This window comes from Polaromonas sp. P3_C2 (assembly GCF_056402675.1).
In genome coordinates this window covers 1-13,354 of sequence record NZ_JBFUGX010000032.1, presented here as the reverse complement: position 1 = coordinate 13,354, position 13,354 = coordinate 1, and the positions used below count along the sequence as shown (strand labels likewise).

Annotated in this window: 15 protein-coding genes, 1 tRNA gene and 1 pseudogene; 2 read left to right on the top strand and 15 right to left on the bottom strand. The window is 60.5% G+C overall.

The annotated features are described in order from the left end of the window. The 15 genes and pseudogenes from rplK to AC1DWI_RS02865 form a co-directional block, all read right to left on the bottom strand. Positions 1–92: pseudogene (gene rplK, locus AC1DWI_RS02935) on the bottom strand (50S ribosomal protein L11); the annotation flags it as partial. A gap of 141 nt (positions 93–233) precedes the next feature. Next, positions 234–761, bottom strand: coding sequence for a transcription termination/antitermination protein NusG (gene nusG, locus AC1DWI_RS02930; RefSeq protein WP_228778638.1), 528 nt, complete (start codon positions 759–761; stop codon positions 234–236). Positions 762–829: 68 nt separating this feature from the next. Beyond that, positions 830–1,213: a preprotein translocase subunit SecE gene (gene secE, locus AC1DWI_RS02925; RefSeq protein WP_477670198.1), complete on the bottom strand. Its 384-nt coding sequence runs from the start codon at positions 1,211–1,213 to the stop codon at positions 830–832. A 132-nt stretch (positions 1,214–1,345) separates the two neighbouring features. Then, positions 1,346–1,421 (bottom strand) — tRNA-Trp (locus tag AC1DWI_RS02920). Positions 1,422–1,438: 17 nt separating this feature from the next. After that, on the bottom strand, positions 1,439–2,629 hold the full coding sequence (gene tuf / locus AC1DWI_RS02915) for an elongation factor Tu (protein ID WP_436155802.1): 1,191 nt from the start codon (positions 2,627–2,629) through the stop codon (positions 1,439–1,441). Between the two features lie 147 nt (positions 2,630–2,776). Then, a complete protein-coding gene (gene fusA / locus AC1DWI_RS02910; protein WP_477724348.1) occupies positions 2,777–4,879 on the bottom strand; it encodes an elongation factor G in 2,103 nt (700 codons plus the stop codon). A gap of 222 nt (positions 4,880–5,101) precedes the next feature. Continuing rightward, entirely contained in the window at positions 5,102–5,575 is a 474-nt protein-coding gene (rpsG, locus tag AC1DWI_RS02905; protein WP_011481226.1) for a 30S ribosomal protein S7, read from the bottom strand. 227 nt (positions 5,576–5,802) lie between these two features. Further along, positions 5,803–6,180 carry a 30S ribosomal protein S12 gene (gene rpsL, locus AC1DWI_RS02900; RefSeq protein WP_092130055.1) on the bottom strand — a complete coding sequence of 126 codons (378 nt, stop codon included), beginning with the start codon at positions 6,178–6,180 and terminating at the stop codon, positions 5,803–5,805. A gap of 26 nt (positions 6,181–6,206) precedes the next feature. Beyond that, entirely contained in the window at positions 6,207–6,563 is a 357-nt protein-coding gene (locus AC1DWI_RS02895; RefSeq protein WP_477670223.1) for a hypothetical protein, read from the bottom strand. 10 nt (positions 6,564–6,573) lie between these two features. Then, entirely contained in the window at positions 6,574–7,791 is a 1,218-nt protein-coding gene (locus tag AC1DWI_RS02890) for a D-alanyl-D-alanine carboxypeptidase family protein (RefSeq protein WP_477670224.1), read from the bottom strand. A gap of 67 nt (positions 7,792–7,858) precedes the next feature. Continuing rightward, entirely contained in the window at positions 7,859–8,500 is a 642-nt protein-coding gene (locus tag AC1DWI_RS02885) for an alpha/beta hydrolase (protein ID WP_477670225.1), read from the bottom strand. Positions 8,501–8,612: 112 nt separating this feature from the next. Continuing rightward, the gene (locus AC1DWI_RS02880) at positions 8,613–8,951 is read right to left on the bottom strand and encodes a (2Fe-2S) ferredoxin domain-containing protein (RefSeq protein WP_457281670.1); all 339 of its coding nucleotides are present in this window, start codon (positions 8,949–8,951) and stop codon (positions 8,613–8,615) included. Positions 8,952–9,003: 52 nt separating this feature from the next. Beyond that, entirely contained in the window at positions 9,004–9,276 is a 273-nt protein-coding gene (locus AC1DWI_RS02875) for a DUF2798 domain-containing protein (RefSeq protein WP_477670226.1), read from the bottom strand. A gap of 162 nt (positions 9,277–9,438) precedes the next feature. Further along, positions 9,439–10,545, bottom strand: a complete 1,107-nt coding sequence (locus tag AC1DWI_RS02870; RefSeq protein WP_477724347.1) for a VanZ family protein — start codon at positions 10,543–10,545, stop codon at positions 9,439–9,441. A gap of 146 nt (positions 10,546–10,691) precedes the next feature. Continuing rightward, on the bottom strand, positions 10,692–11,120 hold the full coding sequence (locus AC1DWI_RS02865; protein WP_477670228.1) for a CopD family protein: 429 nt from the start codon (positions 11,118–11,120) through the stop codon (positions 10,692–10,694). 458 nt (positions 11,121–11,578) lie between these two features. On the opposite strand from AC1DWI_RS02865, the gene hemB reads away from it, so the two are divergent. After that, positions 11,579–12,595 carry a porphobilinogen synthase gene (hemB, locus tag AC1DWI_RS02860; RefSeq protein ID WP_457281674.1) on the top strand — a complete coding sequence of 339 codons (1,017 nt, stop codon included), beginning with the start codon at positions 11,579–11,581 and terminating at the stop codon, positions 12,593–12,595. Positions 12,596–12,708: 113 nt separating this feature from the next. Further along, positions 12,709–13,354 (top strand): magnesium transporter CorA family protein (locus AC1DWI_RS02855; RefSeq protein WP_477724346.1); only part of this gene is annotated, 646 nt, incomplete at its 3' end.

Below are 13,354 nucleotides of genomic sequence, written 5' to 3'. Positions count from 1 at the left end.
CGCTGACCGAGCGCAGGGCCGATCGGGGGGGACGGGTTAGCCTTACCAGCTGGCACTTGCAGCTTGATAAAGCCGACGATTTTTTTCGCCATACTTTTCTCCTTGCGGGTCATAACGCCTGAACGCTGCCAAAGGCAGGTCCGGGCTCCCCGGGGGTTACACAACTCAAAAACAGTCCGCAAGGACCGTTTCGCGCCGAGTTGCAAGGCGCGAAATTATCTACCGAATCGAAATTACGTTTTTTCGATCTGGCTGAATTCCAGCTCTACCGGTGTGGCACGCCCGAAGATCGTGACCGACACACGCACCTTGTTTTTGTCGTAGTTAACCTCTTCCACCGTACCGTTGAAGTCGGTGAAAGGACCATCCTTGACGCGGACGTATTCGCCAGTTTCAAACTCGACCTTGTGGCGCGGCTTCTCGGTACCGACCTGCATCTGGCTGACGATCTTTTGAACGTCTTCCTCGGAGATCGGGGCCGGGCGATTCTTGGCGCCACCGACAAAACCCGTCACCTTGTTGGTGTGCTTCACCAGATGCCAGGTCTCATCATCCATGACCATTTCAACCAGCACATAGCCCGGAAAAAACCGGCGCTCGGTCGTCTTCTTCTGACCGTTCTTGATCTCAACCACCTCTTCAGTGGGCACCAGGAAACGACCAAACTTGGACTGCATGCCCGCGCGGTTGATGCGCTCAACGATGTTGCGCTCGACCGCTTTTTCCATGCCGGAATAGGCATGGACGACATACCACTGCATGCCTGGGGTCGGCGTGAGAGACGTTCCCGCCGCCACTTCGCTGACTACCGTGCCGTTCAGATCGCTCATTATTTTTTCCATCCCAGGATCAGGTCGTAAAACACCCATTCGAGCGTTTTGTCCGTAAGCCACAAGAACAAGGCCATGATCACCACAAAACCGAATACATAGGCCGTCATCTGGATGGCTTCTTTACGAGCCGGCCAGACAACTTTCCGGACCTCGCGCCATGAGTCACGCCCAAAAGCCACAAATTGCCTGCCCGACTCCGAGGTCATGAACACAGCAATCGCCGCCACCAAACCAGCAATCAAGGCACCCCACTGGGCTAATTGACCCTGCTTGGCAAAGAAATAGAAGCCCACCAGCGAGGCCAGCACCAGCGCGACAGCCACAGCCAACTTGGCCTTGTCGGCGTTGGTACTGACGGTTTCAACTTGAGAAGAGGCCATGGTCGCCGATTTCCTGTTCAATCTTCATGCGTCTCTGCAGACGCTTAAGCCCACCTGGAGTTTTTGACTCCTGGCGGGCTTGCTTTTTATCTTTTCAAACCACCCTCAGCATCGACACTCATCAAAGCCGGGTGGCAGGGGCAGTAGGAATCGAACCTACAACCTTCGGTTTTGGAGACCGACGCTCTGCCAATTGAGCTATACCCCTCCATCAAACCTTACAAATTACGCAATGATTTTGGCAACGACGCCGGCGCCGACGGTCTTGCCGCCTTCGCGGATGGCAAAGCGCAGGCCTTCTTCCATGGCGATCGGGTTGATCAGCTTGACGGTGATCGACACGTTATCGCCTGGCATGACCATTTCCTTGCCYTCTGGCAACTCGATCGCACCGGTCACGTCCGTCGTGCGGAAGTAGAACTGGGGGCGGTAGTTGTTGAAGAATGGCGTGTGGCGGCCGCCTTCGTCCTTGGAGAGAACGTAGATCTCGCCGGTGAAGTGCGTGTGCGGCTTGATGGAGCCGGGCTTGCACAGCACCTGGCCGCGCTGCACGTCTTCGCGCTTGGTGCCGCGCAAGAGGATACCGACGTTGTCGCCGGCCTGTCCTTGATCCAGCAGCTTGCGGAACATTTCAACGCCGGTGCAGGTGGTCTTTTGCGTGTCGGCAATACCGACGATTTCGATTTCTTCGCCGACCTTGATCACACCGCGCTCGACACGGCCGGTCACGACGGTGCCGCGGCCGGAGATGGAGAACACGTCTTCCACGGGCATCAGGAAGGCGCCGTCAACAGCGCGCTCTGGCAGGGGAATGTAGGTGTCCAGCGCTTCGGCCAGCTTCATGATGGCTTCTTCGCCCAGGGGACCCTTGTCGCCTTCCATGGCGAGCTTGGCGCTGCCGTGGATGATGGGGGTCTTGTCGCCGGGGAAGTCGTACTTGTCCAGCAACTCGCGCACTTCCATTTCGACGAGCTCGAGCAGCTCGGCGTCGTCAACCATGTCGCACTTGTTCAGGAACACGATGATGTAAGGCACGCCCACCTGGCGGGCCAGCAGGATGTGCTCGCGGGTCTGGGGCATGGGGCCGTCAGCGGCGGAGCACACCAAAATGGCGCCGTCCATCTGGGCAGCGCCGGTGATCATGTTCTTCACATAGTCGGCGTGGCCGGGGCAGTCGACGTGGGCGTAGTGGCGGTTGGCCGTTTCGTACTCGACGTGGGCGGTGTTGATGGTGATGCCGCGTGCCTTTTCTTCGGGTGCCGCGTCAATTTGGTCGTAGCCCTTGGCTTCGCCGCCGAACTTGGATGCCAGAACGGTCGTGATCGCCGCCGTCAGCGTCGTCTTGCCATGGTCCACGTGGCCAATCGTGCCKACGTTGACGTGCGGCTTGGTCCGCTCAAATTTGCCTTTTGCCATTTTTCTCTCCAGATAAAGAACATGCCCGTGTACGGTTTAACGTCTGCACTGTGTTGCTGATTCACTTCGCACGGGCACGAAGTGGCACACAATCGCAGACAAGGAAAAAAGCTGCCAACCCCATCCGGAATCGGCAGCGAACGTTACTTACTTGGCGCGCGAAGCCATGATGGCTTCCGACACATTGCGCGGAGCTTCAGAGTAGTGCTTGAACTCCATGGAGTACGTAGCACGGCCCTGCGACATCGAACGCAGCGTGGTCGAATAGCCGAACATTTCAGACAGCGGCACTTCCGCCTTGATGGCTTTGCCGCCACCGACCATGTCTTCCATGCCCTGCACCATGCCGCGGCGTGAGGACAGATCGCCCATCACGTTGCCGGCGTAGTCTTCAGGCGTCTCAACTTCCACGGCCATCATGGGCTCCAGAATCACGGGGCTTGCCTTGCGGCAGCCTTCCTTAAAGCCGAAGATGGCGGCCATCTTGAAGGCCAGCTCGTTCGAGTCCACATCGTGGTACGAACCGAAGTGCAGCGTGACCTTGACGTCAACCACCGGATAGCCAGCCAACACGCCGGACGTGACGGCCTCGTTGATGCCCTTTTCCACCGCAGGGATGTATTCGCGAGGAACCACACCGCCCTTGATGGCGTCGACGAACTCGATGCCCTTGCCGGCTTCGTTCGGCTCAATCTTGAGCACAACGTGACCGTACTGGCCTTTACCGCCGGACTGGCGCACGAACTTGCCTTCAGCGTCTTCCACCGTTTTACGGATGGTTTCGCGGTAAGCCACCTGCGGCTTGCCGACGTTGGCTTCCACGCCGAATTCGCGCTTCATGCGGTCGACAATAATTTCCAGATGCAGCTCGCCCATACCGGCGATCAGGGTCTGACCGGACTCTTCGTCGGTCTTGACGCGGAAAGAGGGATCTTCCTGCGCCAGGCGCTGCAGGGCGATGCCCATTTTTTCCTGGTCAGCCTTGGTCTTGGGTTCCACGGCTTGGGTAATCACAGGCTCGGGGAACACCATGCGCTCAAGCATGACGATGGCATCCGGATCGCACAGGGTTTCGCCCGTGGTCACGTCTTTCAGACCCACGCAGGCGGCGATGTCGCCGGCGCGGATTTCGCTGACTTCTTCACGGTTGTTCGCGTGCATCTGCACGATACGGCCGATACGCTCTTTCTTGCCTTTGATCGGGTTGTAAACGCTGTCGCCCTTTTTCAGGACGCCGGAGTAAACGCGCACGAAGGTGAGCTGGCCCACAAACGGGTCAGTCATCAGCTTGAATGCCAGCGCAGAGAATTTCTCTTCGTCGTCAGCCTTGCGGGTGACAGGCGCTTCGTCTTCGTCCATGCCCTTGACGGGAGGAATGTCGATCGGCGACGGCATGAATTCAATCACGGCGTCCAGCATGCGCTGCACGCCCTTGTTCTTGAAGGCAGAGCCGCAGTACATCGGCTGGATTTCGCTGGCGATGGTACGCGTGCGGATGCCCAGCTTGATTTCAGCTTCGGTCAGATCACCTTCTTCAAGGTATTTGTTCATCAGCTCTTCAGACGACTCGGCGGCAGCCTCAACCATCTTCTCGCGCCATTCCTTGGCCAGCTCGACGAGCTCGGCGGGGATATCACTGTAGGTGAACTTCATGCCTTGCGAGGCCTCATCCCAGATGATGGCCTTCATTTTCAGCAAGTCGACCACGCCGGTGAAGCTTTCTTCAGCGCCGATGGGGATCACCATGGGCACAGGGCTGGCCTTCAGGCGCAGCTTCATCTGCTCGACGACCTTGAAGAAGTTCGCGCCGGTGCGGTCCATCTTGTTGACGAACGCAAGGCGGGGAACTTTGTACTTGTTGGCCTGGCGCCAGACGGTTTCCGACTGGGGCTGAACGCCACCCACGGCGCAATACACCATGCAGGCGCCGTCAAGCACGCGCATGGAACGCTCGACTTCAATCGTGAAGTCCACGTGGCCCGGGGTGTCGATGATGTTGATGCGGTGCTCAGGCAGGGACGTGTCCATGCCCTTCCAGAAGCAGGTGGTGGCGGCGGAAGTAATCGTGRTGCCGCGCTCCTGCTCTTGCTCCATCCAGTCCATGGTGGCAGCGCCGTCGTGAACTTCACCAATCTTGTGGTTCACGCCGGTGTAAAAAAGGATCCGCTCGGTGGTGGTGGTCTTGCCGGCATCAATGTGCGCGGAAATGCCGATGTTGCGGTATTGGGAAATGGGGGTAGCGCGGGACATAAATTACTTTCAGTTCGGGGTTACGAACAAAGACTCGTTGAAAGACTGCCCGCAGTCCGGGCATCCTTCATTTCTTCTACGCGTCTGCTGGCCGGGAAGGGTGTTGTGCACCACACCCGGCTGGCAGAAATTGGGGTTGAACGGCCGGCAATCAAGGCACCCAGCACCTTGAAACCAACCAGCAACCCGTCAATTCAGCGCAGCAATTACTGCAATCGAAAATTAGAAGCGGAAGTGGCTGAACGCCTTGTTGGCTTCTGCCATGCGGTGAACTTCATCACGCTTTTTCATGGCGCCGCCGCGGCCTTCGGTCGCTTCCATCAGCTCATTGGCCAGACGCAAAGACATGGACTTCTCGCCACGCTTCTTGGCGGCTTCCTTGAGCCAGCGCATGGCCAGAGCCATACGGCGGACAGGACGCACTTCAACCGGCACCTGGTAGTTGGCGCCGCCGACGCGGCGGGATTTCACTTCAACCATGGGCTTGATGTTGCCGATGGCCATGTGGAAAGCCTCGAGCGGGTCTTTGCCGGGGTTCTTTTTCTCGATAAAGTCGAGCGCGCCATAAATGATGCGCTCTGCGACGGCCTTTTTGCCGCCTTGCATGATCACGTTCATGAACTTGGCGAGATCAACATCGCCAAATTTTGGATCAGGAAGAATTTCACGTTTAGGGACTTCGCGACGACGTGGCATTTTTTCACCTCTTTGCTTCAGTTGGCATTGCTTTTGGCAACACCGCGAGAGTTATCAAAACCCTCACTTACTCGACCGGTGCAACTATTTGCACTTGGGTCACTTCGTTTCAGACACCTGCCAGGGCGAGTGAAACACCTTGTTTTGAAGGAACTATCACAGGCTTTCCGTGACAACTTCTTCTGGCGCGAGCTCTCAGTGAAGAGAAAAACCCGAACCGGTTTGGCTTATTTGGCCTTTGGCTTTTTCGCACCGTACTTGGAGCGCGACTGCTTGCGGTCTTTCACGCCTTGCAAGTCGAGCGAACCACGGACGATGTGGTAACGCACACCGGGCAAGTCCTTGACACGACCGCCGCGAACCAGCACCACGCTGTGTTCCTGCAGGTTGTGGCCTTCGCCGCCGATGTAGGAAATAATTTCAAAACCGTTGGTCAGGCGCACTTTGGCAACCTTACGCAGAGCGGAATTGGGCTTTTTAGGCGTCGTGGTGTACACACGGGTGCATACACCGCGGCGCTGCGGAGAATTTTCCATCGCAGGGCTCTTGGACTTGATCTTTTCGACCTCGCGCCCCTGACGGACTAACTGATTAATGGTTGGCATTGAAAACGTCCCTAAACGTCTGAAAACTAATTTACCGTGTTGATACGGCCACAAATATTTCCCGCCACGAAAGCGGAAAAGCCTTCTAGTATAAACCGGATAGGGGAATCCCTCAAGCAGAACGCGCGGCCTGAACACACGAAATGGCCGGCAAAGAGAAGTTCGGCGCCCAAAGATTCGATGTTAGCGCCCACTCCAAGTGAGTTTTCCCGCCGGATGCCCTGGAGGAAGAGTCCGCCAATCTCCGACAGGGTATTGGCGGCCCGCAATTTGCCTGAAAACCAGGGGAAAGCGCCGGTATCAACGCCCTGTATAACCAGCGACACCTGAGGTAACGGTGTCGGGAAGGGCTGGATGTGAACGTATCCGCCCAGACCCACCATGCCCTTCGTCTTATTTAATCCACAGCCGGATGGCGTCCCAAGCACGGCCCAGGATGCCGGCCTCGCCCACCGCCTCCAGTGCCACCAGCGGCACTTCGGCCACCGGGGCGGGGTTGTCGCCCAAGGTGACCTTCAGCGTGCCAACAGCCTGGCCCTTGGCAAACGGCGCCACCAACGGGTCGGGCCGCGCCACCTGGGTTTTGACTTTGGCGGCACCGCCGGCAGCGATGGCCACCACGATGGCCTGCGGACGGCCCAGCTTCACGGTCGAGGAGGTGCCTTTCCAGACCGATGGAGTGACCACGGCCTGGCCGGCGTCGAACAACTTCACGGCTTCATAGGCCGTGTAGCCCCAATTCAGCAGTTTTTGTGATTCATTGGCGCGTGCGCTGTCGCTGACCGTGCCCAGCACGATGGCCAGCAACCGGCGCCCGCCTGGCGCACCGGCAGCACCCAGGTTGGGGAAGTCGCGCTTTGCCGTGGCGATCATGCAATAGCCGGCGGCGTCGGTATGGCCGGTTTTCAGGCCGTCCACCGTCGGGTCGCGGAACAGCAGGGTATTGCGGTTGGTGTCGTTGGCCGCAGGCGTGCCGGGATAGCGGTATTTCTTGATCGCCGAATAGCCGATGTAATCGGGGAAATCCTGCATTAGCCGGGTAGACAGGATGCTCAGGTCACGCGCGGTGGTCGTGTGGCCGGGTTCGGTCAGGCCTTCCGGGTTTTTATAGGACGTGGACTTCATGCCCAGCGCCTTGGCCTGCTCGTTCATGAGGCGGACAAAGTTTTCGGCCGAGCCGCCCACGCCTTCAGCGAGCGCCATGGTCGCGTCATTGCCCGATTGAACCACCATGCCCTTGATCAGGTCTTCCACGGGCACCTGCATCTTCGGGTCGATGAACATGCGCGAACCCGGCATCTTCCAGGCCCGCTGGCTGACGGGGAAGGTCTGCTTCAGATCGATTTTTTTGGATTTGAGTGCATCGAATACCAGGTATTCGGTCATCAGCTTGGTCAGCGATGCAGGCTCCACCGGCGAATCGATGTCCTTGGCCGCCAGGATCTGGTTGGCGGTGATATCCAGCAGCAAATAGGAGCGTGCGGCGATTTCGGGCGCTTGCGGCACCTGGGCATGCGCCACGGGCAGCACCGCAGAGAAAGCCAGGAACACGGTGGCGGCAAAAGCGCGCAGGCCGGGGGCGGCGCGGAGGGCCTTGAGTGAAGCTTGCATCAGTAGTGGTTCAGTGAAATTCGGTGAAGGGTAAGGGTCAGAGTCAGGGAGCGCTTGGCAAACAGCATCAGGCGGAGGGCGAAGACAGGTGGCGAACCACAAGATTTTTCAGCAGGGGCAATTGTCCATGAAAGAAATGGCTCCCCCCAGGCACAACGGTAACAGGCAGTGCCTGCGGCCTGGCCCAGTCCAGCACGGCAGACAGCAGCACCGTGTCGTCCTGCTCACCGTGCACGACCAGGGTTTTCAGATGGGCTGCTTCGTCGATGGGCGCAGCAGGCGCGCGGCTCACGCTGGTGCCGACCAGCACCAGTTTTTCAATGGCGCGAGCGGCACTGAGGCGCTCAAAGGCGTGGGTGGTGACAAAGGCGCCAAACGAAAACCCGGCCAGTGCCAGCACCTGGCCGCTGCTGGCCGGTGCCGCATGCTCCACCACGGCCAGCAGGTCTTCGAGCTCGCCCCGGCCTTCGTCATGGCTGCCGGCGCTGCCGCCCACACCGCGGAAATTGAACCGGACGGCGGTCCATCCGCATTGCACAAACGCCCGGGCCAGCGTCTGCACCACCTTGTTGTCCATGGTGCCCGCAAACAGCGGGTGCGGATGCGCAATGACCGCCACGCCGCGCGAGTCGCCGGCGGGAAGGTCTACGGCGATTTCAAGCGCGCCGGCGGGGCCCTGGATGATCGATTTGCGGGTCTGCGAATTCACTGTGACGGATCCATTCAAACAGGTTGCTATCAAATAAGGAGCTACTCGCGCATATCCCTATTGGTCCGGAAGGGAAAAGATGCAAATTTACGTACGCTGCGCCGCCCCCGGCCTACCGCCCGACGTGCGCAGGCACCAGCAGGCGCTCAACGACTTTGCCGTTTTTCAGGTGCGACTCGACAATTTCATCAATGTCGCTGGCGTCGACATAGGTGTACCAGACCGCTTCGGGGTAGACCACGGCCACAGGGCCGGCTGCGCAGCGGTCCAGGCAGCCAGCCTTGTTGACCCTGACCTTGCCTGGCCCGGCCAGCCCCGCGGCTTTCACCTGCGATTTGCAGCGATCAAAGCCTTCCTGTGCGCGGTGGTCGGCACAGCAGTCTTCGCCGTTGGCGCGCTGGTTCAGGCAAAAGAAGACATGGCGTTCGTAATAGGAATTTTGTTCAGGCATGGTGTGACTTTAGTGGATGTGTACCGGAGAAGGTTCCCGCATTGGCCCGGGATCAAGGCGTCTCAACGACCAGCGCCGTGGCTTTTTTCACCAGCGGAAGCGCCAGCAGCAGCGCCGGGAATGCAACGACCCAGGAAAGCGCCCAGGCACCCAGCCAGATGCGCAGGACCCCGGGCGCGATACCGACGCCCTTGAGCGTGCTGATGATCGACACGATGCAGGTCATCAACACCGAAAGCAGCAAGGGTGTGACCCATCGCGCGCTGCGAGCGGGGAGTTTTGTCAAACCGAAAAGGGTGCGCGATGAAGGTTTCGAAGAGTTCATACAGGGTTCCATAAGCCGTCCAGTCAAGGCGCCTTCCCGGCAGCCGGTGGGGATGCAGGGAACACAACCCCGGCATGGCCGGCGGTAGTAGGCGCGTTGATTGACGTAAACGCTTACGGCAACTCTTGAGGGAGATCGCAGGCCGATATTAGCAGAGGCGAATCACCGGCGCGCATCAGCGCGTGGCTCGCGGCCTGAAAGCCGCACCAGGACATACAGCAAGGCCGCATACGGCCACAGCCAGCCCAGCCACTGCACCAGGCCGTGAAAACGGATAAAGCGGCCCTGCTCCCAGGTTTGCAGGGTTTGTGCAAAGTATGGGTCGGCGGGCGCCTGGTTGAGCAGCCCCAAATGGACGGTCAGCGCCAGCAAGGCCAGCGCCGCCGCCGCCCGGCGCGGCACAGGTAGCAGCAGCGCCGCCAGCACAACGGCAAACCCGATGCCCACCTGCACCGGCAGGTCCAGCCAGGCCCAGGCGTGGTCCGGCCCGTAGCTGAGCGCGGCCGACAGCGCCGATGCGGCAATGCCGACCGCAATGATGGCCGCCGAAAACGCCGCGCGCTGCCACAGCGTGCGGATCACACAATAGCCGAGCAGGCAGGGAATCAGCGCGCCCAGCGCCACGCACAGCAATTCGGCGATGGGCACCAGCGGCTGCAGCTCCATGTCGCGCACCGGCATCCATTCGAGGAAAGGCGTGTCGGCCAGCACCTCGGCAAGCGCCGACTCCAGGCGCTCGAACACCTGTCCCAGCCCCAGCGGCACGGAAGCAGGAAACAGCAACGCGGGCGGCCAGAGCATCAGCAATACCAGCGCACCCCGCRCATCCTGCGCGAACCAGCGTGCCCGAAAGCGGCTCCAGCGGTCGACAATGCCGGCTTTTTCCAGCGTCCACGCACAGCACGCGCCCAGCCATGCACCGGTGGTGTTGAGCGCCAGATCGACATTGGAGGGAATGCGCGAAGGCAGGTAGCTTTGCAGCGTTTCCATGGCCAGCGACAGCAGCGCGCTGACCAGCACCGCCACCGTCACAGCCCAGGAAACACGCCGGCTGCGCAGTGCCGACAGCGCCAGCAGGAAGCCCAGCGGCGCGTAGCCCAACAGGTTGGCGCCCACGTCAAACCCCGTCCAGTACTGCGGCAGGGGCGCCGCCAGAAACCTGAAGGGTGAAATGCCTTGGTCGCGCCAGTCGGCAAAGGGGTAAAGGCTTGCGTAGATGACCAGGCAAATGGTTGCCAGGGACAGCGGCCAGGCGGTTGTTCTGTGCACACCCCCGCCGTTCTCACTGCGCTTCGCTTCGTGTAGTTCCTCCCCCCCTTGCAGGGGGCGACGCGAGGCGCCCGGCGAAGCCGGTTCGACCGCGTCTGCTGGTTGGGGAGGGGCCTTCTTTTTCACTGCTGCGCCCGGTTGTGACCTTAGAAGGGCTTGACCACGACGAGGATGACTGCTGCCAATAACAGCAGCACCGGCACTTCGTTAAACCAGCGAAACCATTTGTGACTGCGAGCGTTGTGGTTGGCGACGAACCTGGCCAGCAGGCGGCCGCAGGCGTGGTGGTAGCCGATCACCAGCACCACAACGGCGAGCTTGGCATGCATCCAGCCGTTGCCGGGCCCGCGGCCTATGCCGTAACCCAGGTACAGCCACAGGCCAAAGCCCAACGCAGGCACGGCCAGGATGGTGGTGAAACGCATGAGCTTGCGTGCCATCAATATGAGCCGCTCGCGCTCAGCCACGCTTTCCGGCGGCACCATGGCCAGGTTCACAAAAATGCGCGGCAGGTAAAACAGCCCGGCAAACCAGCTGGCGATGAAAACGATGTGGAGTGATTTGACCCAGAGCATAAGGAAGTGTAGCCCCCACGCTCCCCCACTTCGTGTGGGTCGCTGCCCCCCGAGGGGGCCGCCCGCCTGCGGCCCGGCAAAGCCGGTTCCGCGGCTTATGCTGGTTTAAAACCCGCACCCATCCCCTGAGACGATGGCGGCGCCGTGGCCACGGGCCAAAAAAATGCCCGGATGGCACTGGGCCAACCGGGCTGGTAAGCCTTTTTGCTGTCACACGCAAAGGCCCCGCTCAGGGAGGAAAAGCGGGATGCAGTTGCCAAATTGGTAACCACACGTAGCAATTCTAACCACGCTGGCTGCGCATTGGCAATGATTTCATAAGTTAACTAAGTAATTCCATGTAAAGCCTGCCACCTCCGAAATGGCGCGGCACCAAGCATGTCTCCATATAGATAGATAGCAGATGACGCCCGGCCAAATACTTTCAGGCCTTGATCAACCTTTGGCACAATTTGCGCATGACACAGCACGCCTCCAACTTCGCGCCCTTTCCCGCCGGGCGCCCACGGCGCCTGCGCCGTGATGCCTTCACCCGCAACCTGGTACGTGAACACGCACTTACCCCGCACGACCTCATTTATCCCGTCTTTGTGGTGGACGGCCAGCAGCAGCGCCAGGCGGTGGCCTCCATGCCCGGCGTCGAAAGGCTGAGCCTTGACCTGCTGCTGCCGGTGGCGGAGGAATGCGTGAAGCTGGGCATTCCGGTGATGGCCTTGTTCCCGGTGGTGGACGCCTCGCTCAAAACCTACGACGGCGTCGAAGCCACCAATCCCGATGGCCTGATCCCGCGGGTGGTGCGGGCACTGAAAAAGCACTTCCCCGACCTGGGCGTGATGACCGACGTGGCGCTGGACCCCTTCACCACGCATGGGCAGGACGGCCTGCCGGATGAAAACGGTTACATCCTCAATGAAGAGACGGTGGCCATGCTGGTGCGGCAGGCGCTTTGCCAGGCCGAAGCCGGCGTGGACATGGTCGCGCCCAGCGACATGATGGACGGCCGCATTGGCGCCATCCGCCAGGCACTGGAGGCCAAAAAGCTGATCCACACCCGCATCATGGCCTACAGCGCCAAGTACGCGAGCGCGTTCTACGGCCCCTTCCGCGACGCGGTCGGCTCGGCCAACAATCTGGGCAAAGCCGACAAAAAGGCCTACCAGATGGACCCGGGCAACAGCGACGAAGCGCTGCGCGAGGTGGCCATGGACATCGCCGAAGGCGCCGACATGGTGATGGTCAAACCCGGCATGCCCTACCTGGACGTGGTGCGCCGCGTGAAAGACGAATTCGGCGTGCCCACCTTCGCCTACCAGGTCAGCGGCGAATACGCGATGATCAAGGCGGCCGCGCAAAACGGCTGGCTGGACCACGACGCCGTGATGATGGAAAGCCTGCTGGCCTTCAAGCGCGCCGGCGCCGACGGTGTGCTGACGTATTTCGCCATCGACGCTGCCCGCAAGCTGCGGCAAGGCTGAACCGGGCGGCAGGTGCCGCGCACAATCGCTATTAAAATCATAGCTGCTTGCGCCCATCCTGCTTTGCCGGAATGCCGATTTAATACCTAAAAACAAGGATAAGAAGAGCTTTCATGCGCGTTTTCACCATCGCTTCCGGCACCCAGGGCATCACCGAGACAGACACCCTGCCGGCCCAGTTGCCGGCGCAGGGTTTTGTCTGGATTGCCTGCGCCCGCCGCGAGTTCGAGGTGACGCAGGCGCAGATCCAGGCGGCACTGCAAACGCTGTGCGGCACCCAGCTGGTTGACCTGCATGTGGCCGACCTGCTGAACAACCAGCTCCCTTCGCACTACGACTACACCTCGCAGTACGACATCCTGGTGTTCCGCCGCCTGGCGGCCGGGCAAAGCGAAACCGACCTCAGCCAGCCCGGCGAACCGCTGCACGAGCGCATGAAACGCAGCGGCCCACCGGTCCTCAAGCGCATCGACACCAGCCCGGTCGGCTTTGCCGTGTTTGACAAGGTGGTGCTGACGGTGCACCCCGCCGACTGCGCGGTGCGCGATGCCTACGCGGCCCGCCTGCTCAATGCGACCACGGCGGAGTCGCGCTCCAGCGGCGTCAAACTGCCCGCCAGCCCCGCCGACCTGATGCTGCGCATCGTCAACCAGATGGTGGACGGCTACCTCGAGCTGCGGCGCGAACTCACGCRCCAGCTCGACCATTGGCAGTCCGAACTGCTGCGGCCCGGCACACGCTTTACCAACTGGAGCTCGG

Bases quoted from the DNA above. Each gene is read 5' to 3' on its own strand.
- nusG (WP_228778638.1), bottom strand. From the start codon at position 761: ATGCAGTGGTATGTCGTCCATGCCTATTCCGGCATGGAAAAAGCGGTC.
- secE (WP_477670198.1), bottom strand. From the start codon at position 1,213: ATGGCCTCTTCTCAAGTTGAAACCGTCAGTACCAACGCCGACAAGGCC.
- rpsG (WP_011481226.1), bottom strand. From the start codon at position 5,575: ATGCCACGTCGTCGCGAAGTCCCTAAACGTGAAATTCTTCCTGATCCA.
- rpsL (WP_092130055.1), bottom strand. From the start codon at position 6,180: ATGCCAACCATTAATCAGTTAGTCCGTCAGGGGCGCGAGGTCGAAAAG.
- AC1DWI_RS02895 (WP_477670223.1), bottom strand. From the start codon at position 6,563: ATGGTGGGTCTGGGCGGATACGTTCACATCCAGCCCTTCCCGACACCG.
- AC1DWI_RS02890 (WP_477670224.1), bottom strand. From the start codon at position 7,791: ATGCAAGCTTCACTCAAGGCCCTCCGCGCCGCCCCCGGCCTGCGCGCT.
- AC1DWI_RS02880 (WP_457281670.1), bottom strand. From the start codon at position 8,951: ATGCCTGAACAAAATTCCTATTACGAACGCCATGTCTTCTTTTGCCTG.
- AC1DWI_RS02875 (WP_477670226.1), bottom strand. From the start codon at position 9,276: ATGAACTCTTCGAAACCTTCATCGCGCACCCTTTTCGGTTTGACAAAA.
- AC1DWI_RS02865 (WP_477670228.1), bottom strand. From the start codon at position 11,120: ATGCTCTGGGTCAAATCACTCCACATCGTTTTCATCGCCAGCTGGTTT.
- hemB (WP_457281674.1), top strand. From the start codon at position 11,579: ATGACACAGCACGCCTCCAACTTCGCGCCCTTTCCCGCCGGGCGCCCA.